This window comes from Streptomyces sp. HUAS MG91, from assembly GCF_040529335.1.
In the GTDB taxonomy this organism is placed as follows: domain Bacteria; phylum Actinomycetota; class Actinomycetes; order Streptomycetales; family Streptomycetaceae; genus Streptomyces; species Streptomyces tabacisoli.
Genome location: NZ_CP159534.1, coordinates 6,300,605 through 6,325,313, shown reverse-complemented (window position 1 = coordinate 6,325,313; position 24,709 = coordinate 6,300,605). Strand labels below are relative to the sequence as shown.

19 protein-coding genes are annotated in these 24,709 nt (G+C 71.9%); 4 read left to right on the top strand and 15 right to left on the bottom strand.

All coding sequences use genetic code 11. The annotated features are described in order from the left end of the window. Window positions 1–23: 23 nt before the first annotated feature. Window positions 24–809, top strand: coding sequence for a transcriptional repressor LexA (lexA, locus tag ABII15_RS28770; RefSeq protein ID WP_353945162.1), 786 nt, complete (start codon window positions 24–26; stop codon window positions 807–809). A gap of 82 nt (window positions 810–891) precedes the next feature. Here the strand turns inward: lexA and ABII15_RS28765 are convergent, their stop codons facing one another. From ABII15_RS28765 to ABII15_RS28745, 5 genes are all read right to left on the bottom strand, one after another. Further along, on the bottom strand, window positions 892–2,865 hold the full coding sequence (locus tag ABII15_RS28765; protein ID WP_353945161.1) for an ATP-dependent DNA helicase: 1,974 nt from the start codon (window positions 2,863–2,865) through the stop codon (window positions 892–894). A 40-nt stretch (window positions 2,866–2,905) separates the two neighbouring features. After that, complete coding sequence (locus ABII15_RS28760) at window positions 2,906–4,861, bottom strand: IucA/IucC family siderophore biosynthesis protein (protein ID WP_353945160.1); 1,956 nt, start codon at window positions 4,859–4,861, stop codon at window positions 2,906–2,908. 40 nt (window positions 4,862–4,901) lie between these two features. Then, on the bottom strand, window positions 4,902–5,798 hold the full coding sequence (locus ABII15_RS28755) for a GNAT family N-acetyltransferase (RefSeq protein WP_353945159.1): 897 nt from the start codon (window positions 5,796–5,798) through the stop codon (window positions 4,902–4,904). A 55-nt stretch (window positions 5,799–5,853) separates the two neighbouring features. After that, entirely contained in the window at window positions 5,854–7,908 is a 2,055-nt protein-coding gene (locus ABII15_RS28750) for an IucA/IucC family protein (RefSeq protein WP_353945158.1), read from the bottom strand. Window positions 7,909–8,458: 550 nt separating this feature from the next. Next, window positions 8,459–9,886, bottom strand: coding sequence for a diaminobutyrate--2-oxoglutarate transaminase family protein (locus tag ABII15_RS28745; protein WP_353947235.1), 1,428 nt, complete (start codon window positions 9,884–9,886; stop codon window positions 8,459–8,461). Window positions 9,887–10,339: 453 nt separating this feature from the next. Between ABII15_RS28745 and ABII15_RS28740 the strand changes: the two genes are divergently transcribed. Further along, window positions 10,340–11,563, top strand: coding sequence for a hypothetical protein (locus tag ABII15_RS28740; RefSeq protein WP_353945157.1), 1,224 nt, complete (start codon window positions 10,340–10,342; stop codon window positions 11,561–11,563). A gap of 85 nt (window positions 11,564–11,648) precedes the next feature. On the opposite strand, the gene hflX is transcribed toward ABII15_RS28740, so the two are convergent. The 6 genes from hflX to miaA all read right to left on the bottom strand — a co-directional run bounded on the left by hflX (window position 11,649) and on the right by miaA (window position 19,654). Next, on the bottom strand, window positions 11,649–13,142 hold the full coding sequence (hflX, locus tag ABII15_RS28735; RefSeq protein WP_353945156.1) for a GTPase HflX: 1,494 nt from the start codon (window positions 13,140–13,142) through the stop codon (window positions 11,649–11,651). 243 nt (window positions 13,143–13,385) lie between these two features. Next, a complete protein-coding gene (locus ABII15_RS28730) occupies window positions 13,386–14,861 on the bottom strand; it encodes a M1 family metallopeptidase (RefSeq protein ID WP_353945155.1) in 1,476 nt (491 codons plus the stop codon). A gap of 71 nt (window positions 14,862–14,932) precedes the next feature. Continuing rightward, window positions 14,933–17,056: an HD domain-containing protein gene (locus tag ABII15_RS28725; RefSeq protein ID WP_353945154.1), complete on the bottom strand. Its 2,124-nt coding sequence runs from the start codon at window positions 17,054–17,056 to the stop codon at window positions 14,933–14,935. A gap of 139 nt (window positions 17,057–17,195) precedes the next feature. Further along, window positions 17,196–18,065, bottom strand: coding sequence for a diaminopimelate epimerase (dapF, locus tag ABII15_RS28720; protein WP_353945153.1), 870 nt, complete (start codon window positions 18,063–18,065; stop codon window positions 17,196–17,198). Between the two features lie 76 nt (window positions 18,066–18,141). Beyond that, window positions 18,142–18,609: a hypothetical protein gene (locus tag ABII15_RS28715; protein WP_353947234.1), complete on the bottom strand. Its 468-nt coding sequence runs from the start codon at window positions 18,607–18,609 to the stop codon at window positions 18,142–18,144. A 106-nt stretch (window positions 18,610–18,715) separates the two neighbouring features. Beyond that, window positions 18,716–19,654: a tRNA (adenosine(37)-N6)-dimethylallyltransferase MiaA gene (gene miaA / locus ABII15_RS28710; protein ID WP_353945152.1), complete on the bottom strand. Its 939-nt coding sequence runs from the start codon at window positions 19,652–19,654 to the stop codon at window positions 18,716–18,718. 197 nt (window positions 19,655–19,851) lie between these two features. Between miaA and ABII15_RS28705 the strand changes: the two genes are divergently transcribed. Continuing rightward, window positions 19,852–20,154, top strand: coding sequence for a hypothetical protein (locus ABII15_RS28705; protein WP_353945151.1), 303 nt, complete (start codon window positions 19,852–19,854; stop codon window positions 20,152–20,154). Between the two features lie 5 nt (window positions 20,155–20,159). On the opposite strand, the gene ABII15_RS28700 is transcribed toward ABII15_RS28705, so the two are convergent. Both ABII15_RS28700 and ABII15_RS28695 read right to left on the bottom strand, forming a co-directional pair. Then, window positions 20,160–20,288, bottom strand: a complete 129-nt coding sequence (locus ABII15_RS28700; protein ID WP_353945150.1) for a hypothetical protein — start codon at window positions 20,286–20,288, stop codon at window positions 20,160–20,162. Beyond that, a complete protein-coding gene (locus ABII15_RS28695) occupies window positions 20,285–21,283 on the bottom strand; it encodes an NADP-dependent oxidoreductase (RefSeq protein WP_353945149.1) in 999 nt (332 codons plus the stop codon). The genes ABII15_RS28700 and ABII15_RS28695 overlap by 4 nt, the downstream gene beginning before the upstream one ends. Before the next feature lie 122 nt (window positions 21,284–21,405). Here ABII15_RS28695 and ABII15_RS28690 point away from each other — a divergent pair, with 122 nt between their 5' ends. Further along, window positions 21,406–22,281, top strand: coding sequence for a LysR family transcriptional regulator (locus ABII15_RS28690; RefSeq protein ID WP_353945148.1), 876 nt, complete (start codon window positions 21,406–21,408; stop codon window positions 22,279–22,281). 112 nt (window positions 22,282–22,393) lie between these two features. On the opposite strand, the gene ABII15_RS28685 is transcribed toward ABII15_RS28690, so the two are convergent. Both ABII15_RS28685 and miaB read right to left on the bottom strand, forming a co-directional pair. Further along, entirely contained in the window at window positions 22,394–23,098 is a 705-nt protein-coding gene (locus ABII15_RS28685) for a class III extradiol dioxygenase subunit B-like domain-containing protein (RefSeq protein WP_353945147.1), read from the bottom strand. A gap of 53 nt (window positions 23,099–23,151) precedes the next feature. Continuing rightward, entirely contained in the window at window positions 23,152–24,678 is a 1,527-nt protein-coding gene (miaB, locus tag ABII15_RS28680) for a tRNA (N6-isopentenyl adenosine(37)-C2)-methylthiotransferase MiaB (protein ID WP_353945146.1), read from the bottom strand. Between the last annotated feature and the right edge of the window lie 31 nt (window positions 24,679–24,709).

The following is a 24,709-nucleotide window of genomic DNA, read 5'->3' as shown; positions in this document are numbered from 1 at the left end:
ATTCTCGAGAGGGGCCGACCGACGTGACCACGACCGCAGACAGTGCCACCATCACTGCCCAGGGCCGCGCCCAGGGCCGACTCGAGCCGGTGCATGCCATGAATGACGCATCCATGAGCCAGGAGGGGCCCAAGCCCGGGCGCTCTCTGCCCGGCCGACCTCCAGGGATCCGGGCGGACAGTTCGGGGCTCACGGACCGCCAGCGCCGCGTGATCGAGGTCATCCGGGACTCGGTGCAGCGCAGGGGGTACCCGCCGTCGATGCGGGAGATCGGCCAGGCGGTGGGCCTGTCCAGCACATCGTCGGTCGCCCACCAGCTGATGGCGCTCGAGCGCAAGGGCTTCCTGCGTCGCGACCCGCACCGCCCCCGGGCCTACGAGGTCCGCGGCTCGGACCAGCCCAGCGCGCAGCCGACGGACACGACCGGTAAGCCGGCGGCTTCGTACGTGCCGCTGGTCGGCCGGATCGCGGCCGGTGGCCCGATCCTCGCCGAGGAGTCGGTCGAGGATGTTTTCCCGCTCCCCCGGCAGCTGGTCGGCGACGGCGAGCTGTTCGTGCTGAAGGTCGTCGGCGACTCGATGATCGAGGCCGCGATCTGTGACGGCGACTGGGTCACGGTCCGCCGCCAGCCGGTCGCGGAGAACGGCGACATCGTCGCGGCCATGCTCGACGGCGAGGCCACCGTCAAGCGCTTCAAGCGCGAGGACGGGCATGTGTGGCTGCTCCCGCACAACTCCGCGTACCAGCCGATCCCCGGTGACGAGGCGACCATCCTGGGCAAGGTGGTGGCCGTTCTGCGGCGCGTCTGACGCTCCTCCCTGACCGGGCCCCGGAACCAACTGCGCCGGTTCCGGGGCCCAGCGCTGTCCGCGCCGGGCCCGAGAGTGGGGGCTACTTCTCGTCGGCCTTCGCCACCGCGTCGATCGCCGCCAGGGAGCGGCGCACCTGATTGCGGTCCGTGGTGTACCAGAAGTTCGGCATGGAGGCCCGCAGGTAGCTGCCGTAGCGGGCCGTCGCCAGGCGGGGGTCGAGGACCGCGACGACACCCCGGTCGCCCGTCGCACGGACGAGACGGCCCGCTCCCTGCGCCATCAGCAGGGCGGAGTGGGTCGCCGCCACCGCCATGAAGCCATTGCCGCCGGCGTCCTCCACGGCCTTCTGGCGGGCGCTCATCAGCGGGTCGTCGGGGCGTGGGAACGGGATCTTGTCCATGACCACCAGCTGGCAGCTGGCGCCCGGCACGTCCACTCCCTGCCACAGGGAGAGCGTGCCGAACAGGCAGGTCTTCGGGTCCGCCGCGAAGGCCTTGATCAGCTCGCCGAGGGTGTCCTCGCCCTGGAGCAGGATCGGGAACTCCGGGATCCGGCCGCGCAGTTCCTCGGCGGCGGCCTGTGCGCCCCGCATCGACGAGAAGAGTCCGAGGGTGCGGCCGCCCGCGGCCTGCATCAGCTCGGTCAGCTCGTCCATCATGTCGGTGCGGGTGCCCTCGCGCGCGGGGCGTGAAAGGTGCTTGGCGACGTAGAGGATGCCCTGCTTCGGATAGTCGAAGGGTGAGCCGACGTCGACGCCCTTCCACACGGGCAGGTCGTCGCCGGTGGTGCCTTCGGGGGCGAGGCCTAGCGATGCCCCCACCCCGTTGAAGTCCCCGCCGAGTTTCAGGGTCGCCGAGGTCAGGACCACCGAGCGGTCCGTGAAGAGCTTCTCGCGGAGCAGCCCCGATACGGACATGGGGGCGACGCGCAGCGAGGCGCCGAAGCGGTCGTGGCGCTCGTACCAGACGACGTCCCACTCCGAGCCGTTCGTCACCCGCTCCGCCACGTCGTGGATCGTCTCGACCGAGGCGAGGGCCTGCTTGCGCACCGCGTCCTCGTCCTGGACGGACTTGTCCCGGGTGGTGCCCAGGGCTGTGATCACGGTGCGGGCCGCGTCGCGCAGTGCCATCAGCGCGTATCCCAGGTCCTCGGGGATCTCTTCGAGGCGGCCCGGCAGGGCCAGCTCCATGATCCGCTCGAAGCCCTCGGCGGCGGTCTGCAGCTGGTCGGCGGCCTTCTCGTTGACGAGCTTGGCGGCGCGGCGCACCGCGCGGTTGACCTGCCCGGGTGTCAGCTCGCCCGTGGCGACACCGGTGACCCGCGAGACCAGTTCATGGGCCTCGTCGACGATCAGCACCTCGTGCTGGGGCAGCACCGGGGCGCCCTCGATCGCGTCGATCGCGAGGAGTGCGTGGTTGGTGACGATGACGTCGGCGAGCTTGGCGCGCTCGCGGGCCATCTCGGCGAAGCATTCCTGTCCGTACGCGCACTTCGAGGCCCCGAGGCACTCGCGCGAGGAGACGGACACCTGGGACCACGCCTTGTCGGAGACGCCGGGGGTGAGGTTGTCGCGGTCCCCCGTCTCCGTCTCGTCCGCCCAGTCGCGCATCCGCAGCAGGTCCTGGCCCAGCTTGCTCGTCGGCGCGGCCGCCTCGAACTGGTCGAACAGGCCCTCTTCCTCCTCCTGGGGCGCGCCCTCGTGGAGCCGGTGCAGGCACAGATAGTTCGACCGGCCCTTGAGCATGGCGAAGTCGGGACGGCGCCGCAGCAGGGGATGCAGGGACTCGACCGTGCGCGGGAGGTCCCGCTCGACGAGCTGACGCTGCAGCGCCAGGGTGGCGGTCGCCACCACGACGCGCTCCCCGTGAGCCAGGGCCGGCACCAGATAGCCGAGCGACTTTCCGGTGCCGGTGCCCGCCTGGACGAGCAGATGGGAACCGTCGTCGATCGCCTCGGCGACGGTCTCGGCCATGGTGACCTGGCCAGGGCGCTCGGTGCCGCCGACAGCGGTCACGGCGGCATGCAGGAGATCGGGGAGTGAGGGCTTCGTCATAGCTCGACCACCCTAAGGGGCCCCACTGACAATCCCGCGATCACAGCTGATGCAGAGGATTGTCGACGGTGCCGTGCACGGCGGCGTGCGGGCGGTGTGCGCGGTCGCGGTATCCGTCGAGATGCAGCCGATTGCGGTTGAGACACAGGCGCTCGATCTGCGGGGTGAGCAGGTCGAACATCTCGTAGCGGTCCTTGAGCTCGGGGAAGCGGGCGTGGTGGTGGAGGATCTCGGCGCGAAGCAATGACCAGAACTCGTCCTCCGGCAGGCCGAGTTGTTCCTCGTACAGCGGAGCCAGGTAGCGGAAGACCCCCACGAACAGACCGGAATGGATGAACTGTGTGAGGAAGTCGGGACGCTCCGTGAGCAGTACATCGCGGACTTCTCGCGGCATGGCGTCGTGCTCGGGGAGCGAGACGGAGCTGATGTTCACGTCGTCCACGAAGTCCTTGACCGCGAGCCGTACGGGGACGTCCTGGTCGTCGAAGACGACGATGGTGTTCTCCCCGTGGGGCGAGAACACCGTTCCGTAGCGGTAGAGGAAGCGCAGCAGAGGCGGGAGCAGGGTCGCGAAGAGCCTGCGCAGCCAGGTCCTCGGATCGAGGCCGGAGCGGGCGACCAGCTCCGCGGTGAACGCCCGCCCTTCGGAGTCGATGTGCAACAAGGAGGCGAGTGTTCGCGCGCGCTCTCCCGGGGCGAGTTGTCGGGACACCGGCTCGCGCCAGATCGCTCCCAGCAGCTCTTTGTACTGGTAGGGGACTTCGTCGAGTCCGTCGTACAGGGGGTGGCTGACCGCGACCGACGCCACTTCGCCGAGCAGCACGACGCCGCATTCGTCGCGCAGGAAGGGATCGGCGTCGCGCAGTGCGTGCATCCATGTGGTGACGGCGGGTGCGGCGAGCGTGCGCTCGGTGGGCAGTCCCCGCCATACAAGGGTGTTGAGAATGGACAGCGGCAGCTTCACCGTGAGCCGCTCGGGGTGCGTGGCGTTGAGGAACGTGCGGATCGACTGCTGGGGCAGGCGCAGGTCGGCGTCGGCGGGCAGCGGGACGATCGCGCCCGCCGCGACGGCGGGCGCGAACAGGGGCAGGACGACGTCGTCCCACTGCCAGGGGTGCACGGGCAGATAGAGGTACGAGGCCGGGTCCAGGCCGCGGGCCCGCAGCGTCCCGGCGAACAGTTCCCGCGTCTCCACGTCCAGTTCACGGGTGTAGAGGACCTCTGGGGAATCCAGGCCCGCACCCGACGCACCGCGGTAGGAGGCCAGGTCGGTGTGCACGGCGATCCACGGGAGCCTGGTGGGGCGGCGGGCCTCGGGGGCCCAGAGCGCGGTGTCGGTCGCCGAGAAGCCGAGGCGTCCCTTGTTCAGGACGAGCCAGGGGTGGCCGGTCTGGTGGCCTTCGAGTTCGGCGTAGCCGAGGTCGGCGAGGCGGGCCGAGGTCAGGGCGGTGTGATCGAGCCGGGCGTCCGCGGCGAGCGTGACGGTGAGTTCGCGGATGATGTGCCCGAGGGTGATGCCGTCGAGGCGGAGGACGTGCTTGGCGCGCACGAGGAACGCGAGGGGGTCGGTGAGGGGCTCGGCCCGGGACGCGAGGTCCGGCTCCGGGCCGGGCTCCGGGGTCGGCGTCGGCGTCGGCGTCGGCGTCGGCGTCGGCGTCCAGGTGATGCTGGTCGGGTCGACCTGCCAACTGCCGTACGCGCCGCGGCGGGCCCGGAATCGGAGCACTCCGCCGTCCGCGGCTCCGTCCCGGGGCTTTTCGGTGTCGAGCTGTCCGCCACCGGCGGGCACGGCCAGGGCGTAATCGGAGTGCGAGGGCTCTGCCGATGCCCCTATGTCCTCGGGGACCGGGCGGAGGATGTCCTCGTAGGCGAACTCGCCGATCAGCTTGGCCAGCAGCCGTGCGCCTGCCCGGTTCCAGGTGTCAGGGGTCAGTTCGGGCGGGGTGTGGAGGACGGGCGGCTCTCCGGAACTCGGGACGACGGACGGATTCGGCACGGGGACTCCTCGGGCGGGAACCGGATCAGGTCGAGCATCGTTACTGAGAGTGACTGGGTCGGAGCACGGCGCGCAAGGCCCGGTCTCGGACCATGAGCGCGGCCCGTTTGTCGGGGAGATCCACCTCGGCGGAGAAGCGGAATCCGGCGCTCAAGAAGGCGGAGACGGAGGGGGTGTTGCGAAGGTCAGGTTCTGCGACGACGCGTGCGCATTGCGGACGATGGTCGAGTACGAGGTCGGAGACGGCCTGGAGCAGCGTGGTGCCGAGTCCTCGGCCGCGATTGGCGACGCCACCGATGAGGAGGTGGATCCCGGTGTCGTGCGGGCGAGCGGGGTAGTGGCGGGCCAGCGGGTCGAGGTCCGCGCGGTAGACCTCCCAGTAGCTCATGGGCCTGCCGTCCAGGACGCCCAGGCAGGGCACGCTGCGTCCGTCGCCCTCCACCTGGGGTCGCAGATGGCGCTCGGTGACCTCGTCCGGTCCGGACAGTTCCCAGAACGCGGCCACGGCCGGGTCGTTCATCCAACGGCTGATGAGGGCCAGGTCGCGGTCGATGCGGGCGGGGACGAGCTGGAACACGCCCGAGCCGGTGGTGACGGGGCCCCACTCCCCCACGTCGTCGAGGAGATCGTGTTCGGCACGGGCCGTGAGGTCAGGGGGCTTGATCAAGGAGGTCTTGGCCTGCGGGGCCGGTGCCTCGGGGTGCGTGGCCCCGGAGGCGCCGCGATGGCCCTCGTCCGGTTCGGTGCGGGCAGGACGGGACGTGTCCTGCTCGGCGATGAGCGCGATCAGTTCGTCGGGCAGCCGCAGGTCCAGGGTGTCCTGGCAGTCGCTGCTCTCCGGGCGGTGTCCGGGTTCGGACGCGTGGGCGGAGATGCCGTCGGGGTCGGCGGCGACAGGAGTGGTGCCGGCGTCGGTGCTCGCATCGGTCGGGGGCACGGCGACGCTCCTCTCGGGATGTCGTGTCGGGCGTGGTCCTCGGGTACGTGGGGGCTCAGGAATGGAGGGGGTTGGCGATGGTGACGTAGACGGACTGGGTGTCGACCGGGCCGACGAGCTCGTCGAGGCCGTGCAGCCGGGTGAGCAGGTTCGCCTTGCAGCGCAGGGTCGGCGAGTCGAGGAGCCGGCTCGGCAGCGGGCTGCTCAGCCGGGTGGGGCCGGTGGCGGCCTCGGTGAGGAAGCGGCGGAACGCCGCGAGCAACACCCGCTCGTCGGCGAGCTGTTGGGATCCGAAGGCGCCGATGAGGCCGAGGACGTTGTTGATGGCGAGGTAGTAGGCGAACCGCTCGTCGGTGACCTCGTCGGAGACAAAGGTGTCGCTCTGCGCGCCGATGCCGGGCAGCCGCCGGTCGAGTGCGGCGCGGTGGGACTCGCGGAAGTAGTAGCCCTGGTTGTCGCGGTAGCGGCCGCCGGTGGGCCAGCCGTCGGGGTCGAGCAGCAGCAGCGTGTTCTGCTGGTGGGCCTCGAGGGCGACGCCTGCCTCGCTGTCGAGCCAGAGCACGGGGCGCACGACGTGTTCGAGATAGCGCAGGAACCACTCGGCGGAGACGGCGCCGACGGGGCGTCCGGTGCGGGCCGCGAGGCGGGTGATGACGGCCTCCAGGCGCGAGGCCACCGGGGTGCGGCCGAGCGGACCGGCGGCGTCGATGTCGGCCGGCGGCCTGGGCGAGACGAACCCGGCGATGCAGGAGGCGTCGTCGGCCGGGCCGAAGGGGTTGTTGCGGATCATCACGTCGAGGCCGGGGGCCGCGCTGCCGTCCGGGAGGTCCACGGCGAGCCAGGCAGGGTCGCGGACGATGTCGAAGCCCGGGTGGGCCGCGCGCCATCGCTCGGCGATTCCGCTGCGCAGCAGTCGGTGGACCTCGACACCGCGGTGGAGTTCCTTGCGGAGGTTCTCGCGGCGGGAGTTGGTGATGCGCAGGCCGAGCGACAGCTTCAGCATGGCCGGAGCGCCGGACCGGTACAGGGTGCGGACGGAGGAGGTGGGGAACCAGGGCTCGCCGTGCGGGCCGAGGTCGATCAGCAGGCCGGCGTCGAGGAGTTCGGCGACGGCCGGGCGGTGCCGGAGTTCACGGATCTGCCAGGGGTGCAGCGGCAGGACGGCGTGGCCGTCGGGCACGGCGAGACCGGGGCCGGCGAGGCGGGCGGTCAGGTCGGCGGCGGGGACGGTGCGGCCCCGTTCGGTCCAGGCGGAGTCGTGGGCGAGGACGTCCGGTGCGACAGCGAGCCAGTGCAGGGGGAACGAGCCGCGCAACTCCGGTGAGTAGAGGCGTGCTTCGGCCTCGGAGAGTCCCTCGCGGCTCTTCGGCGTCGGGTGCAGCGGGTGACCGAGGAGGAGGGCCTGTTCCGCGGCGAGGAAGGTGTCGGGGGCGTCGGTCGGCCTGCGCCGGCGGTCGGCGATGAACTCGGCGGTGCGGCGCACGGAGTCGGCGACCCGGCCGACCAGATCACCGCTGTCGCCGGACGGACGGGGGCCGGCGTCGAGGGAGGCGGTGCCGGGTTCCGGGGCCTCGGCGGCGCTCGGCGGCGAAGCCGGGTCGACGTCCGCGCCCGGCGCCGCGGCCGAGGTGTGCGGGCGGCTGCCGTTGGCGTCGGCCGGGGCCTCGTCCGCACCGGTGCGCGCCGACTCGCGGCCGAGCAGGGCGGCCAGGGTCACGGCGTCGACGCACGGAGCGCCGTGCGGGCCGTTCTCGAAGTGGGGCAGGCCGAAGCGGTGCCACCCGGTGGGCGACCAGTAGTGGACGGGGACCAGGAGAGCGGTGCCGCTGGCGGGCAGCGGGATCCGCAGGAGATCGAGGGAGGGAGGAGCCATGTCGTTCTCGCGCACCCAGCAGCGCAGAAGGTTCTCGATGGCCGCCACCTGGGCGGCGGTGTCGGCATCCGGATGGTCCAGGAGGTCGACGGTGGACGTGCGTGGACGCCCGGCCTCCCGGCCGCTGTTCTTCTGCCGGGGAACCGTTTCGCGTTCCTGCGCCTCCGGGGTCTGCGTGTCACAGCTTCCGCCGGCGGTGGGACGGGGACGGCCGTCGGATGCGGGTGTGGCGTTCAAGAGTGCTTCCTTGCTCGGTGTGGTGGGCTCCGTACGGCGGTGGTCCGGCTCTGCTCCGGTGAGCCACCGGGTACGTCGGTGGTGCCTGGGGTGGGGCGTGGTCTGGGACGTGGGGCGGAGCCTGCCGACGGCTCCGGTGCGGCTATCGGTGCCGGGCCCACCTCGCGACGGCACCGGCCGTGACCGGGGTGCGGGGGCGTGGGAGGCCGGGCGCCGCCGGTCCCCCGCTCCGCGCTCCGTACGGGACGGGCAGCGGCGTGGACACCGGGTCGCTCGCAGGCACAGCTGTTGGTCCTCCCGCTGGGACGAAGGGTCGGCAGCGCTCGCCGACTCACGTGGCGGCGGGACGAGCGGGCGGCCACAACCACGGGAACCCGTCCGGGCGCGCACCAGGACAGGCCGAACGCTGAGCGCCGACTACAGATCCCCCGTAGGCACCCAACGACGCCGCGCCAAGAAAGACACGGGCACGCCGAGGACTTGCCGGACGTATGGCGGAGCTTTTGCCGCCGTCCGGCGGGCGGTGGGGCTCGTCCGAGGGTCCTCGGATCTACGGGCAGTGCGCCGTGCGGGACACGGCGGCGAGGGCGTCCGTGAGCCGGTCGACGACGGCCGCGGCCTGTTCGTCGGTGAGGGTGAGCGGTGGCAGGAGCCGTACGACGCTGGAGTGGCGGCCGCCCAGTTCGACGATCAGGCCCCGGTCGAGGCAGGCGTCGCGCACCGCGGCGGCGAGGGCGGGGGCCGCGGGAAGCGGCGATGCCGAAGGGGCGCCGAGGAGGGTGTCGTCGGCCGGGTTCCCCGCGTCGTCGGCGGTCGGCCCGGACGCCTCTCCCGTCGGGTCGACGATCTCGATGCCGATCATCAGGCCGCGTCCGCGGACGTCACCGACGCACGCGAACTCCTTTGCGGCCTGCTCCAGTTGGCCCAGGATGCGGGCGCCGAGGTCGGCGGCGCGCTGGTCGAGCCGGTTCTCGCGGACGTGGGCGAGGGTGGCGGCGCCGGCCGCCATGGCGAGCTGGTTGCCGCGGAAGGTTCCGGCGTGGGCGCCGGGGCTCCAGACGTCGAGGTCCTCGTGGTAGACGACCACGGCGAGCGGCAGGCTGCCGCCGACCGCCTTGGACAGGACCATGACGTCCGGTACGACACCGCTGTGGTCGACGGCCCAGAAGGCGCCGGTGCGGCCGACGCCGGTCTGCACCTCGTCGGCGATCAGCGGGATCGAGCGCTTCTCGGTGATGGTCCGCATCCGGCGCAGCCAGGCGTCCGGGGCGGGGATGACGCCGCCCTCGCCCTGCACGGGTTCGAGGATCATGCCCGCGGGCCGGGGCACTCCGGACTTGGTGTCGTCGAGCAGCGACTCGGTCCACCGGGCGGCGAGTTCGGCACCGCGCGGGCCGCCGACGCCGAAGGGGCAGCGGTAGTCCTGGGGGTAGGGCAGGCGCGTGACCCGGACGTCCTGGGCGCCGCCGGACGCTTCGAGCGCCCCTGCGGTCATGCCGTGATAGGCGCCGGTGAAGGCGAGGAGGCCGGAGCGGCCGGTGGCGGTGCGGACCAGTTTGAGGGCGGCCTCGACGGCGTCCGTCCCGGCCGGGCCGCAGAACTGGATGCGGGCGCGGTCGGCGAGCCCGGGCGGCAGGGTGCGGAACAGCTCGGTGGTGAAGGCGTCCTTCACCGGGGTGGCCAGATCGAGGACGTGCAGCGGGGCGCCGGAGTCGAGGACCTTGCGGATGGCCTCGAGGACGACGGGGTGGTTGTGGCCGAGCGCCAGGGTTCCCGCGCCGGAGAGGCAGTCCAGATAGCGGCGGCCGTCGGCGCCCTCGATGGTGAGTCCGCGGGCCCGCACGGGCACGATCGGCAGCGAGCGCGCGTACGTGCGGGCCGCCGACTCGCGCGCGGACTGCCGGCGCAGGATGCCTTCGTGCACGGCGCTGTCGCATGCGGATGCCTCGCGGTCCGCCCCGTCGTGCGGAGCGGGCAGCGCCACGGGCGCAGGATCGGTCACGGCCACGGCTGTTGGTCCTCCCGCTGGGATGTACGGCCGGCAGCGGCTGCCGACTCACCTGTGGGCGGGGCGATGCCACGCGGGCGCGACCGAGGCCCGCCAGGGCGGTGAGCCAGGACGGGCCGAGGACTGAACGCCTGATGCGGATCCCCCGTACGTACCCAACGACGCCGGGAGCGGAGGGCCACGGGTGGAGCGGATACTCGTGCGACACATGACGAGACCTTTGCCGAGAGGGGCGGTCTCAACGAACGGCGCCGCGTCCAAGATCCCTCCGTGACGGAACCGTTGCTGTTCCGTCGGTCGTCCCCGACGGCATCGGCATAGTGTGGGATGCCGTTCGGACGCGGAGGGGCGGCGGAGCGCACCCCTTGCCCAGCGCACCCGTACGGCGGCACAACCACCAAGAAGCCCAGGGGGATTCACGACATGCGACCCATACGCCCGTTGTTCGCCGCTCGCCGCGCCCGGAGCGCGCGCGGCAGGACGTCCCCGGTGGCGGCGGCGGTCGCGCTCGGTGCGGCGCTCGCCCTGACCGCCACGGCCTGTGGGACGAGCAACGACAACGCGGACGAGAAGCCGACCACGTCCGCGACCGCGGGCGGGGACAAGATCCAGATACCCGACAGCATCAAGAAGCGGCTCAAGGAGCACGGGTTCGATCTGGACAAGTGGAAGAACGGCGAGTGGAAGAACTGGGACAGGGACAAGTGGCTGCGCGAGGCGCAGGACTTCGTCAATCCCATCATCGCCGGTCTGTGGGACACGGACCGGATGCGTGACGCCGACAAGAACCCGGGCGGCCAGGTCGACGACAGCGATCTCTCCGGTGACCAGGGGGTGACCGATCCGGAACCGCGGCCCGTGAAGGCGGCGGCAGTCCCGGCCACGTACCACCAGAACGTCCCGTACGCGGGCAAGCTGGTCTTCGACACCCCTGAGGGTCAGGCGCAGTGCTCGGCGACCGTGGTCACCGACCCCGCGCACCCCGGCAAGTCCAACATGGTCTGGACGGCCGGCCACTGTGTGCACGCGGGCAAGAACGGTGGCTGGTACCGCAACCTCGCGTTCGTCCCCTCGTACAACGACAGCGCCAAGTCCGCGGCGCAACTCCAGGGTGTCACGCGGGAGGAGATCGCTCCGTACGGTGTCTGGTGGGCGGACGCGGCGCAGACCTCCGACCAGTGGATCGCGCAGGGCGGTCCGACCGGCGGCGCCGGCGCCCCGTACGACTTCGCGGTGCTGCACGTGAAGCCGGAGAAGGGCACGACCGACAAGTCCCTGGAGGAGACGGTCGGTTCGGCGCTGCCGGTGGACTTCAACGCGCCGGCCGTGCCGAAGATCTCCCAGCTCACGGCGAAGGGCTATCCGGCGGCGCCGCCGTTCGACGGGCAGCGGCTCTTCCAGTGCGCCGACAGGCCGGGCCGCCTCTCGCTGGCCCAGACCGACCCGACGATGTACCGCATCGGCTGCACCATGACCGGCGGTTCGTCGGGCGGCGGCTGGGTCGGGCAGGGAGCCGACGGCACGCCCGCGCTCGTGTCCAACACCTCGATCGGCCCGGTGACGTCGGGGTGGCTGGCCGGTCCGCGGCTGGGCAAGGAGGCCAAGGCGGTCTACGAGTCCGTGAGCGAGAAGTTCGCCGGCCAGTAGCAGGAGTGCGGCCGTTGTACGTGAGTGGGCCCGCCCCGGATGTCCGGGGCGGGCCCACTCACGTACCACTCACCGCGGCCGGATGTCAGCCGGCGGCCGACGGAACGAACGACGCGAACTCCGCCGCTAGTTCCTCGTGCACGCGCGCCTTGAGCAGCGTGCCCTCCGCGGTGTGCTCCTCGGAGATCACCTCGCCCTCGCTGTGCGCCCGTGCGACGAGCTTGCCCTGCGTGTACGGCACGAGTACCTCGATCTCGACCTCGGGCCGCGGCAGTTCGGCGTCGATGAGCGCGAGCAGCTCGTCGATGCCGGCGCCGGTGCGGGCCGAGACAGCGATCGCGTGCTTCTCGTTGCGCAGCAGCCGCTGGAGGACCAGGGGGTCCGCCGCGTCCGCCTTGTTGATCACCACGATCTCCGGCACGTCGGTGGCGCCGACGTCCCGGATCACCTCGCGCACGGCGGCCAGCTGCTCCTCCGGCACGGGGTGCGAGCCGTCGACCACGTGCAGGATCAGGTCGGAGTCGCCGACCTCCTCCATCGTGGAGCGGAACGCCTCGACGAGGTGGTGCGGCAGGTGCCGGACGAATCCGACCGTGTCGGCCAGCGTGTACAGGCGGCCGCTCGGCGTCTCGGCCCGGCGCACGGTCGGGTCGAGGGTGGCGAACAGGGCGTTCTCCACCAGGACGCCCGCGCCCGTGAGGCGGTTGAGCAGCGAGGACTTGCCCGCGTTCGTGTACCCGGCGATGGCGACCGAGGGCACCTTGTTGCGCTTGCGCTCCTGGCGCTTGATGTCTCGGCCCGTCTTCATCTCCGCGATCTCACGGCGCATCTTCGCCATCTTCTCGCGGATCCGTCGCCGGTCCGTCTCGATCTTGGTCTCACCGGGACCGCGGGTGGCCATGCCGCCACCGCCGCCGCCACCCATCTGCCGGGACAGCGACTGACCCCAGCCGCGCAGTCGCGGCAGCATGTACTGCATCTGCGCGAGGGCGACCTGCGCCTTGCCCTCTCGGGACTTGGCGTGCTGGGCGAAGATGTCGAGGATCAGGGCGGTCCGGTCGACCACCTTGACCTTGACGACGTCTTCGAGGTGGATGAGCTGGCCGGGGCTGAGCTCACCGTCGCAGACGACGGTGTCGGCTCCGGTCTCGAGGACGATGTCGCGCAGCTCCAGCGCCTTGCCGGAGCCGATGTACGTCGCTGCGTCGGGCTTGTCACGGCGCTGGGTGACGCCGTCGAGGACCAGCGCGCCCGCGGTCTCGGCGAGGGCGGCCAGCTCCGCGAGGGAGTTGTCCGCGTCCTGCACCGTGCCGGACGTCCACACGCCGACGAGGACCACGCGCTCCAGGCGGAGCTGCCGGTACTCGACCTCGGTGACGTCCTCCAGCTCGGTGGACAGACCGGCGACACGGCGCAGCGCCGCACGCTCGGAACGGTCGTACTGATCACCGTCCCGGTCCGAGTCGATCTCGTGGCTCCAGGCGACGTCCTCTTCCATCAGGGCATCGGCCCGAAGACCTTCGGTGTGGTTCTGCGCGAAGCTCTGCGCGTCCTGGGAAGGGGAAGAAGAGGAGGTCATTGGATCCTTTGCGTCGCTGGGATTCGGATGTGGTCCGGAGTGCTTCCGGGTGCGGCACGTGACCTGGGTCTCGCCCGTCACTGCTGACAACGCTCGGGCCGCCCCCGGGATTCCCGGACGGGTGTCCGGGGCCGGGCGGTCGGCCGGCCCGCGCCGTCGACCTGAAGATGGTCGCACGGTACGGGCCGTCTCGTCACCCGGGTTATTTCCCGCGCCGCACGGGTCCAAGCCCGCCCCGGCCGGTCATTTGCCGGCCTTGCCGCGCACCGCGGCGGACTTCCAGTCCGGGTGTCCGGGCATCGGCGGCGTCTTCTTCGCGTAGAGCCACTGCTGGAAGAAGCCGCTCAGGTCGCGCCCGGCGACCCGGGAGGCGAGGGCGGTGAAGTCGGCGGTCGTGGCGGTGGCGTCACGGTGCGTGGCCACCCATCGCCGCTCCAGCCGCTCGAACTTCCTGGCGCCGATCTCCTGGCGCAGCGCGTACAGGACGAGCGCGCTGCCGTCGTAGACGACCGGGCGGAAGATGCTGATCTTCTCGCCGTGCGTGGGTCCCTTGGGGGCCGCGGGCGCCCCGCCGGAGGCACGCCAGCCGTCGGACTCGCGGTAGGCGTTGCGCATCCTAGTCTCCATGGGCCGGTCGGCCTTCTCCTGCGCGTACAGGGCCTCGTACCAGGTGGCGTGCCCCTCGTTGAGCCAGAGGTCGGACCAGGTGCGGGGGCTGACGCTGTCGCCGAACCACTGGTGGGCCAGCTCGTGCACCATGACCGACTCGACGTACCAGGCCGGGTACTCGGTGCGCACGAAGAGGTCCCGCTCGAAGAGCGAGAGGGTCTGTGTCTCCAGTTCGAAGCCGGTGCTGGCCTCGGCGATCAGCACCCCGTAGTTCTCGAAGGGGTAGCGGCCGATCTTGTTCTCCATCCAGGCGAGCTGCGCGGGCGTCTTGTCGACCCACGGGCGCAGCGCCTTGACGTCCTTGGTGGGCACCACGTCGCGCACCGGGAGGCCGTGCGGGCCCTTCTGGTGCAGCACGGTGGAGCGCCCGATGGAGACCTGGGCCAGTTCGGTGGCCATGGGGTGGGCGGTGCGGTACGTCCAGTCGGTGGTGTCGCCGGCGCCGGGGGTGAGGGAGGTGGGCAGGCCGTTGGCGACGGCCGTGTACTTCTGCGGCGTGTTCACGCGGAAGGTGAACATCGCCTTGTCGGAGGGGTGGTCGTTGCAGGGGAACACGCGGTGCGCGGCGTCGGCCTGGTTCGCCATGGCGAGCCCGTCCTTGGTGCGGACCCAGCCCACTTCCTCCTTGCCGGGCCTGGGGTCGCTGGTGTGCCGCACGGTGATGTGCAGCGGCTGACCGGCCACGAGGGGCCGGGCGGGCGTGACGACGAGGTCCTCGCCGCCGGTGGCGAAGTCCGCCGGCGCGCCGTTCACCTCGACGGACCGTACGGTGCCGTGCGAGAAGTCGAGGTTGACCCGGTCCAGCCGGGAGGTGGCGCGCGCGTCGATCCGGGTGACGGCGTCGAGCGGCTTGTCGTTGTCGCCCTTGTACGTGAACGAGATGTCGTACGCGCGGACGTCGTAGCCGGGGTTGCCGAGGGTCGGGAAGAGCCGGTCGCCGACGCCGAGCGGTGTGACGGGCTCGGGCGGCGCGGCCGCGGCGAGCAGGGCGACCGAGGCACCGGCGGCGAGCAGCGCGACGGTGCGGGGGGTTCGGGAGCTGAGCAGCATGAACTACGGCTATCAGCGCGGCCCCCGGTGGGTCCGGCGGCACGCGCCGCACCCACCCGAACGAGGTCCCCCTAGAGCGCTCCGGCCGCCGCGTGCTGGGCGCGCCCCACGTCGTACACGCCCGGGACGTTGCGCATGGCCCGCATCAGGCCCTGGAGGTGGGCGGAGCCGGGAAGTTGGAGGGTGTAGGTGTGCCGGACCCGGCCCTGCGCGGGGGGTTCGACGGTCGCCGAGATGATGGCGACGCCCTCGAGAGCTATGGCTTCGGTCAGGTCGGCGAGCAGGTGCGGGCGGCTGAAGGATTCGGCGATCAGGGTGACCCGGTACTCGGCGGTCTCGGCGTCGGCCCAGCGGACGCCGACCTCGGGGCGTCCCGCGCCGGTCATGCGGGCCACCGCGGGGCACTCCACGCGGTGCACGGTGACGGCGCCGCCGCGGACGGCGAAGGCGGTCACCTCGTCGGGCGGTACGGGCGTACAACAGCCCGCGAGGCGGACGGTGGCGCCGGGCTGGTCGACGACGGCGTTCGCCGCAGAGGGGCGCGCCGAGGGTCCGCTGTAGGGGGCGCGGGGCGCGGACTCCGGTGCGCTCGGCCCTTCCGGGTGCGCGGCCAGCCAGCGGCGGATGGCGATGCGCGCGGCGGGCGTCCGGGCGTGGTCGAGCCAGTCGCGGGACGGCTCGGAGGCGGCGGCGCCCTCCATGCGGTCCATGAGCGGCTGGACCGTGTCGCCGTCCTTGAGGACGGTGCTGAGCGTCGCCAGGCGGCCGTTGACCCGCGCGCCGATGACGGCGTGGGCGTCCTCGCCGTACTGCGCGTAGGCGGCGTCCACGCAACTGGCGCCCGCGGGCAGGCCGATGGTCCCGCCGTCGGGCCGGAAGACGGTGATCTCGCGGTCCTGGGCGAGGTCCTCGCGCAGCGTCGACCAGAAGGTGTCGGTGTCGGGCGCGGACTGCTGCCAGTCGAGGAGGCGGGAGAGCCAGCCCGGCCGGGTGGGGTCGGAGCGCTCGCCCACGGTGTCGAGGTGTTCCTCGGCGGAGGGCGCGTACGGGTTGCCGAGCGCGACGACGCCCGCCTCCGCCACCTTGTGCATCTGGTGGGTGCGGATGAGGACTTCGGCGACCTCGCCGTCGGCCCGCGCCACCGCGGTGTGCAGCGACTGGTAGAGGTTGAACTTCGGTACGGCGATGAAGTCCTTGAACTCCGAGACCACGGGCGTGAAGCAGGTGTGCAGTTCGCCCAGGACGCCGTAGCAGTCGGCGTCCTCGGAGACGAGGACGAGCAGGCGGCCGAAGTCGGCGCCGCGCAGCTCGCCGCGTTTGCGCAGCACCCGGTGGACGGAGACGGCGTGCCGGGGCCGGATGAGGACCTCGGCGGTCAGCCCGGCCTCGCGGAGCACGCCGCGCACCTCGCCGGCGATGTCCGCCAGGGGGTTCTCGGCCCGGGCGGTGTCGGCGGCGATGAGGGTCTGCGTCTGTCCGTACTCCTCGGGGCGCAGGATGGCGAAGACGAGGTCCTCCAGCTCGGTCTTCAGTGCCTGCACGCCGAGGCGCTCGGCGAGCGGGATGAGGACGTCGCGGGTGACCTTGGCGATGCGCTCCTGCTTCTCCTGGCGCATCACGCCGAGGGTGCGCATGTTGTGCAGGCGGTCGGCGAGTTTGATCGACATGACGCGGACGTCGTTGCCGGTCGCGACCAGCATCTTGCGGAAGGTCTCGGGCTCGGCCGCGGCGCCGTAGTCGACCTTCTCCAGCTTGGTCACGCCGTCGACGAGATAGGCGACCTCGGTGCCGAACTCGGTGCGCACCTGGTCGAGCGTGACGTCCGTGTCCTCGACGGTGTCGTGGAGGAGGGAGGCGGTCAGCGTCGTGGTCTCCGCGCCCAGCTCGGCCAGGATCAGCGTCACGGCGAGCGGATGGGTGATGTACGGCTCACCGCTCTTGCGCATCTGGCCGCGGTGCGAGGACTCGGCCAGGACGTATGCACGCCGCAGCGGCTCCAGATCGGCGTCCGCGAAATGGGCCCGGTGGGCCTCGGCCACATGGCCGATCGCGTCCGGCAGCCGGTCCCGGCCGGCCGGCCCGAGGAGCGCCGCGCGGCCGAGTCGCCGCAGGTCGATCCGGGGACGGCCACGCCTTCGCTGGGCTCCGGGCGTGATCGGCCCCGGGGTCGCGGGGTTGGTCGCCTCCGCACTCATGAGCACCTCCGGCTGCGTCGACCGGTGGCGGGCTGGCGGGGGCACCCGTCCGGACCGGTGCTTGATGCTACCGAGCCCATCACGTGGCGCAGTCCCGCTCTCGCCCAGCGTGAAACGGATCACCCATTCGAGCGACGGTTCACGGGTTTACGGTTTCGATTGCAGCGAACCAGTCCGTGTCGATCTCGCCCTGGGCCACGATCACGGCCGGTCCGGTCATCTCGATCTCCCCGTCGGGCCGCTCGGTGATGGTGAGCCGGCCGCCGGGCACATCGATCTCGTACGTCACCGGGGTCCCGGTGACGGTGGGGTCGACGGCGTCGCGGCGGGCCGTGGCGACGGCCACCGCGCAGGCGCCGGTGCCGCAGGAGCGGGTCTCGCCGGAGCCGCGCTCGTGCACGCGCATGGCGACGTGGCCCGGGCCGCGGTCGACGACGAATTCCACGTTCACCCCCTGCGGATAGGCCTCGGCCGGGGCGAACGGCGGCGGGTCGAGCAGGCGGCCCGCGTGCTCGAGGTCGGCCACGAAGGCGACGGCGTGCGGGTTGCCCATGTTCACGTTCCGGGCGGGCCAGGAGCGGTCGTCGACCGTGACGGTGACATCGCCCTCGGGGAGCGTCGCCCGGCCCATACCGACCGTGACCAGGCCTTCCTTGTCGATGTGGACCTTCTTGACGCCGCCCCGGGTGGCGACGGCGAGGTCGCCCTCACCGACGTGTCCGGCGTACTGGAGGTACCGGGCGAAGACCCGGACGCCATTGCCGCACATCTCGGCGATCGAGCCGTCGCCGTTGCGGTAGTCCATGAACCACTCGGCCTCGTCGGCCAGGTGCCGCGCCTCGGGGTGGGCGGCGGAGCGCACGACGTGGAGGACACCGTCACCGCCGATGCCGGCGCGGCGGTCGCAGAGCGCGGCCACGGCCGCCGGGGGCAGCTCGATCGCGTTCTCCGGGTCCGGGATGATCACGAAGTCGTTCTCGGTCCCGTGACCCTTGAGGAAGGTCGTCATTCGTCGATCGTACGAGATCGGTCCGACGATCCGGGAAGCGGTGCGGCGGGAAAGGGTGCTGCGGGAAGGGGGCGCCTCAGCGCAGCCGGGCCACGCGCCAGACGGCGAGGACGGTCACGGCGGCCACCACGACCACGTACGCGCCCACGACCCGCCAGTCGGGCCAGCGGCCCGAGCCGCGGGGCGGGAGCCCGGGCAGCGTGTAGCCCACCCGGCGGGCGGCCATCAGACCCCAGCCCGCCGCGCAGGAGCTGATCAGCAGCCCCAGCATGGCCACGACCGCGCCGCCGTCGCCGAACTCGAAGAACAGCGGGAACGCGAACATCAGGGAGCCGAGGGTGGCGAGCATCACGATGGGGGCGAGCTGCCAGATCCGGAGCCTGCGCTGCGGGCGCAGTTCGACCTCGACCTCCGCCGCTTCGTGCTGCGCGGCGATCTCGTCGGGCGTGGGCCCGTCGGCGATCACGCCGTCCGGGATCGTCTCAGGTCCGTCGGAGCTGAGCTGTTCCCCGCCTGGTGCGGTGTCACGAGGGCCGGCCTCCATCGCCACGCGCCCTCCCACTCCGGACTGTCTCGGTCGATCGAGGTCGATGATGGCACGGCCGCGGGGGCCTGGATGACCGCCCGGGCGTCCCGATGCCATCACGTGATCAGGCTGTAACCGGTCGTTCGACCAACGCCATTGCGCGTGCCGGGAGTTCTGTGCGATCGGCCACGGCCCCACTGAGCCAATGCACCCGTGGGTCGCGGCGGAACCACGAGTCCTGGCGGCGCGCGAAGCGCTTGGTGGCACGGACGGTCTCCGTGCGCGCCTCCTCCTCGGTGCACTCTCCGGCGAGTGCGGCGAGGACCTGCTGGTAGCCGAGCGCGCGGGACGCGGTACGCCCCTCGCGCAGGCCCTGGGCCTCCAGCGTGCGTACCTCGTCGACGAGACCGGCGTCCCACATGCGGTCCACGCGCGTGGTGATGCGTTCGTCGAGTTCGGGCCGCTCGACGTCGACGCCGATCTGGACGGTGTCGTAGACGGAGTCATGCCCCGGCAGGTTGGCCGTGAAGGGCTTTCCGGTGATCTCGATGACTTCGAGGGCACGCACGATGCGCCGCCCGTTGCTCGGCAGGATCGCGGTGGCGGCCTCCGGGTCGGCGGCGGCGAGGCGGGCGTGCAGCGCGCCGGAGCCGTGTTCCGCCAGCTCGGCCTCCAGGCGGGCGCGGACGTCGGGGTCGGTGCCGGGGAACTCCATCTTGTCGACGGCGCCCCGCACGTAGAGCCCCGAGCCGCCGACGAGGATGGGCCAGCGGCCCGCGGCGAGGAGGCGGTCGATCTCGGCGCGGGCGAGCCTCTGGTACTCGGCGACGCTGGCCGCCTCCGTCACGTCCCAGATGTCGAGGAGGTGGTGCGGGACCCCGGCGCGCTCCTCGGGCGTCAGCTTGGCGGTGCCGATGTCCATCCCTCGGTACAACTGCATGGAGTCGGCGTTGACGACTTCGCCGCCGAGTTCCTTGGCGAGGAAGACGCCGAGATCCGACTTGCCCGCCGCGGTGGGACCGACGACGGCGATGACCCGCGGGGCGGGAGCTGCGCTACTCACCGCCCCAGTCTCGCAAACCACGGCACCACTTCTCGAACGAGCTACGTGACGGGGCGGGAGCGGGGTCGTTGCCTGTTGCGAGGTTCCAGCCGCCGGTTTTGCGGACCGGTGACCCGGGCGACGCAATGGAACGCACCGGGAAGGGCGGGATTTCGCCCGCACGAGTACCACATGGAGTTGTAATGGGCGTTTTTGCCATGTTTCGCCGTAAGGCCAAGGACACCGAGGCGACGTCAACCGCCGAGGGCGGAGCTGCCACTCTGACGGCCGAGCCCGAGGCGGAGGGCGCCTCGGACGCCGCTCCCGCCTCCGAGGCCGCTGAGGCCGCCACGGACGCCGCGGAGGAGCCGCGGACCGCGGAGGCCGGGGCCACCGACACGGAGGAGCCCGCCGAGGCCGGTGGGACCACCGAGGCCGGGGCGGCCGCCGTGGAGATCCCGAAGCAGCAGTCGGCGGAGCAGGCGGCCGACAACGAGGCCGGCGAGGCCGCTCGCAAGTAGTCCGGTCACACCTGGCGGACGGCCGTGAAGCCCTCGGGTTTCGCGGCCGTCGCCGTGTCCGGGACGGTGCGGGCCGCGGCTGGGACCTGCCTCCCGGGTCGTTTCGCCACCGCCTGCTGGAGTTCGGCGATCACGAGACCACCGTCAGCACGATCTTGCCTTGGATGTGGCCCTGCGCGGCTCGCGCGTGTGCGTTGCCCGCTTCGGGCAGCGGGTAGGTGCTGTCCACCCCGACCTGGAGCTTGCCCTCGCCGAACAGGCGCGCGATCTCGGCGAGCTGGGGACCATGGGAACGCACCTGAATGTTCGAGACGGTGATGCCCAGTCTCGCCGTCTCCTCCGGGTCGTACTCGGCGAAGAACACCGGAAGCATGGTGCCGCCGCGCTTGAGCACGGTCAGGAAGCGTGAGCTGTCCGGGCCCCCGACGGTGTCGATCACCAGGTCCACACCGCTGACCACGTCCGCGGCCCGCGTCCTGGTGTAGTCGATGAACTCGTCGGCGCCGAGCTTGCGCAGGAACTGCTCGTGCCGGCCCGAGGCCACCGCGATGACGTGTGCTCCCTTCCATTTCGCCAGTTGCACCGCGAAGTGGCCCACTCCACCGGCGGCCCCGTTGACCAGCACGGTCGTCCCTGGCGTGATCGGCACCGGTCGGTGCACCTGTCCGGTGAAAGGAGACGGAACGTCGTGGCCGAGGTCAACCAGATACTGCCAGGCCGTCAGCACGGCCATCGGCGCCCCGGCCGCCTGCACGTGGTCGATACCGGCCGGCTTGTGCGCCAGGTCCGAAGCCGGTGCGGCCACGTACTCGGCGTACGTCCGGCCGTCGAATCCGGGGAACCGCAGCATGCCGAAGACCTCGTCACCGACGGCGAACCCCCGCACATCCGGAGCGACCGCCTGGACCACGCCCGACATGTCCGTTCCGGGGATCAGAGGGAACTCCAGCGCCGGCCTCATCTCGGCCGGCATGACCTTCATCCCCTCACGCAGGTACCAGTCCGGCGGATTGACGCCCGTCGCGTGCACCCGGACGAGCACCTCGCCCGGGCCGATCTCGGGAACCGGCACCTCGTCGTACCGCAGAACTTCCGGCCCGCCCGCTTCGCGGAACTGAATCGCCTTCATCGCGCCTGTCGCTTTCCTGGGGAAACGTTGCTCCTTCAGTCAAGGCCCAGGGCGGCACGGCCGTCCAAGACCGGTTCGGCAACCTGCTCATTCCGAAACGGCATGACACGTACGCTGGCAGGGTGAACGATCTCGGACAGGACTTGGAACTGCGACTGGTGCGCTACTTCACCGTGGTGGCGGCGCACCAGCACTTCGGCCGGGCCGCTGCCGACCTGCACGTGGCCCAGCCGGCGCTGAGCCGCCAGATCCAACGGCTCGAGAAGTATCTCGGCGTACGGCTGCTGGACCGCGCACCCCGGGGCACCCGGCTCACTCCGGCCGGCCAGAGCTTCCTCCCCCAGGCCCAGGCCCTGCTGCGGGCCGCCCGCCAGGCCGAGCTGGCCGTGCGTGAACAGGCCGAGGCCGAACGAATCACCATCGGCTACGTCGAAGACCTGGTGATCACTGCCGCCGTACGGGAACTGCGCCGTCGTTGTCCGGACGCCGAGATCGCCACCCGGTACCTGAGCTGCCGCGATGTCGGGGCGCTGTCCGACAAGGGCGTCGACGCCCTGATCGCCCGGGCCCCGCTGCCGTTCGCCGCCGACGAGGTGTTCACCATCCCGCTGTACGAGGAGCCCCGGATGCTCGCGGTCCCGCGCGGCCATCCCTTGGCCGCCCGCGCGTCGGTGACCGCGGAAGAGCTGGCCGGCGAGGAGGCGGCGCCGTGCGCGTTCGAGACCTCGGACTGGACTTCCTACCGGATCCTCGGGGCCGGCGTGCCGCCGATCGAGAGCTACGAGGACAAGCTCGAACTCGTCGCGAGTGGCGGGGCGATCGCCGTGCTCCCGGTCGGCGATCGGCGCAGCTCACTGCGTCCCGACATCGTCACCGTCCCGATCGAGGACGCTCCGCCCAGCCAGGTCGTCCTGGTCAGCCGCAAGGGCGACCCGAATCCGATGATCAGGAATCTGTGGCTGGCCGCCGAGACCGTCCTGACCGCCCCGGCAGCCTGACCGGACGCCCCCTAGGGCCTGTCCGGCGGATCTTGTCGCGGGCGCGGGGTCCGGCACGCCGGCACAGAAACGCGCGGGCCGACCGACTGCGACCTGATCCGCCGGACAGGCCCTAGGCCCAGGAGGCGACGAAGTAGCCGACTCCGTAGGGCGCGTCCTCGTAGAGCAGCTCGCCGGTGCCGCGGTCGCCGTCCCAGGCCGCCGAGAGGATCTGCCAGGGGTCGCGGCCGGAGATCTTCAGCTCGCGGGACAGGTCCGCGTCGAGCCGCGCGAGCGTGCCGTCGGCGTCGAGGCCGCGCAGGGCGGCGGCGATCAGCGCGTCCACGCCCTCGGCGCGCTCGTCCAGATAGCCGGGGGCCTTGACCGTGCGGCAGGCCGTGCCGTCGCCCATGACGAGCAGGCCCACACGGTCGGCCAGACCCGCGAGGTTCACCCCGTCCTCGCCGTTGGCCGGCCAGGACCGGCCGCCCTCCACCTCGTAGCCGCGTACGGGACCGTTCCAGCCCGCACGCGTGAGCAGCCAGGCGCCGACCGCGAGGGACGGCGGCAGCGTGGCGTCCGGGGCGCCCGGCGGCGGGCCGAGGACCACCTCGGTGTCGACGCCGAAGGGCCGGAAGGAGCCGCGGGCCCCCGCCTCGTGGAACGTGGTGCGGGTGCCCGCGCCGACGACCACGATCAGCTCCGGCGCCGCGGCGACGACCCTGGCCAGCGCCTCGTCGCAGGCCGCACGCGCGGCGTCCAGTTCCGGGGCGGCCCCTGCGGCGACCTCCGGCACGAGCAGCGGCGGGCAGGGGCAGACGGCGGCGGCGACAAGCATGATCGTCAGCCTACTGCGCGGGCACCGCGCGTGGCAGCGCCGTCCTGCGTGCCTCAGTCGACCGCGCAGCCGCCGGTGACCGCCGGCAGCGGCTCGGGGACGCCCACCTTGGGCAGGCCGAGGAGGACGCCCTGCTGCTTGTCCTGGGTCTCCTTGGTGCGCTTCTCCCAGGCGTCGCCCGCGCGCGTGCGGCGCACGTCGAGGACCGCGCCCTCGGCCAGGAGGTGGTGCGGAGCGGCGTAGGTGATCTCGACCGTGACCACGTCGCCGGGGCGGACCTCCTGGTCCGGCTTGGTGAAGTGGACCAGGCGGTTGTCGGGGGCGCGGCCGGAGAGGCGGTGGGTGGAGCCGTCCTTGCGGCCCTCGCCCTCGGCGACCATCAGCTCCAGGGTGCGGCCGACCTGCTTCTTGTTCTCCTCCCAGGAGATCTCCTCCTGGAGGGCGACCAGACGCTCGTAGCGGGCCTGCACGACCTCCTTGGGGATCTGGTTCTCCATGGTCGCGGCGGGGGTTCCGGGGCGCTTGGAGTACTGGAAGGTGAAGGCGGCGGAGAAGCGGGCCTCGCGCACGGCGTGCATCGTCTGCTCGAAGTCCTCCTCGGTCTCGCCGGGGAAGCCCACGATGATGTCGGTGGTGATCGCGGCGTCCGGGATGGCGGCGCGGACCTTCTCGATGATGCCGAGGAAGCGCTCCTGGCGGTACGAGCGGCGCATCGCCTTCAGGACGGTGTCCGAACCGGACTGCATCGGCATGTGCAGCTGCGGCATCACGTTCGGCGTCTCGGCCATGGCGGCGATCACGTCGTCGGTGAAGTCGCGCGGGTGCGGGGAGGTGAAGCGGACCCGCTCCAGGCCCTCGATCTCGCCGCAGGCGCGCAGCAGCTTGCTGAAGGCCTCGCGGTCGCCGATGTCGCTCCCGTACGCGTTGACGTTCTGGCCGAGCAGGGTGATCTCGGAGACGCCCTCGCCGACCAGGGCCTCGATCTCGGCGAGGATGTCGCCGGTCCTGCGGTCCTTCTCCTTGCCGCGCAGCGCGGGGACGATGCAGAAGGTGCAGGTGTTGTTGCAGCCGACCGAGATGGAGACCCAGGCCGCGTAGGCGCTCTCGCGGCGAGTGGGCAGCGTGGAGGGGAAGGCCTCCAGGGACTCGGCGATCTCGACCTGCGCCTCCTCCTGGACGCGGGCGCGCTCCAGGAGGACGGGCAGCTTGCCGATGTTGTGCGTACCGAAGACGACGTCCACCCAGGGCGCCTTCTTCACGATGGTGTCGCGGTCCTTCTGCGCGAGGCAGCCGCCCACGGCGATCTGCATACCGGGGCGCGAGGTCTTGCGCGGGGCGAGCCGGCCGAGGTTGCCGTAGAGCTTGTTGTCGGCGTTCTCGCGTACCGCGCAGGTGTTGAAGACCACCACGTCGGCGTCCCCGTCGGAGCCTTCGGGGGCGCGGACGTATCCGGCGTTCTCCAGGAGGCCGGACAGGCGCTCGGAGTCGTGGACGTTCATCTGGCACCCGTAGGTGAACACTTCGTACGTCTTGGGGTCCGCTACGTCCACTGCCTGGCTCCGGTCGCTGCTGCTGGTCATGCACACAAGGGTAGGCCGTTGCGGGCACGCC

What these genes read in the sequence shown, in the direction of transcription:
- ABII15_RS28765 (WP_353945161.1), bottom strand. Translation starts at nt 2,865, where the DNA reads ATGACGAAGCCCTCACTCCCCGATCTCCTGCATGCCGCCGTGACCGCT.
- ABII15_RS28740 (WP_353945157.1), top strand. Translation starts at nt 10,340, where the DNA reads ATGCGACCCATACGCCCGTTGTTCGCCGCTCGCCGCGCCCGGAGCGCG.
- hflX (WP_353945156.1), bottom strand. Translation starts at nt 13,142, where the DNA reads ATGACCTCCTCTTCTTCCCCTTCCCAGGACGCGCAGAGCTTCGCGCAG.
- ABII15_RS28730 (WP_353945155.1), bottom strand. Translation starts at nt 14,861, where the DNA reads ATGCTGCTCAGCTCCCGAACCCCCCGCACCGTCGCGCTGCTCGCCGCC.
- ABII15_RS28725 (WP_353945154.1), bottom strand. Translation starts at nt 17,056, where the DNA reads ATGAGTGCGGAGGCGACCAACCCCGCGACCCCGGGGCCGATCACGCCC.
- dapF (WP_353945153.1), bottom strand. Translation starts at nt 18,065, where the DNA reads ATGACGACCTTCCTCAAGGGTCACGGGACCGAGAACGACTTCGTGATC.
- ABII15_RS28715 (WP_353947234.1), bottom strand. Translation starts at nt 18,609, where the DNA reads ATGGAGGCCGGCCCTCGTGACACCGCACCAGGCGGGGAACAGCTCAGC.
- ABII15_RS28705 (WP_353945151.1), top strand. Translation starts at nt 19,852, where the DNA reads ATGTTTCGCCGTAAGGCCAAGGACACCGAGGCGACGTCAACCGCCGAG.
- ABII15_RS28695 (WP_353945149.1), bottom strand. Translation starts at nt 21,283, where the DNA reads ATGAAGGCGATTCAGTTCCGCGAAGCGGGCGGGCCGGAAGTTCTGCGG.
- ABII15_RS28685 (WP_353945147.1), bottom strand. Translation starts at nt 23,098, where the DNA reads ATGCTTGTCGCCGCCGCCGTCTGCCCCTGCCCGCCGCTGCTCGTGCCG.
- miaB (WP_353945146.1), bottom strand. Translation starts at nt 24,678, where the DNA reads ATGACCAGCAGCAGCGACCGGAGCCAGGCAGTGGACGTAGCGGACCCC.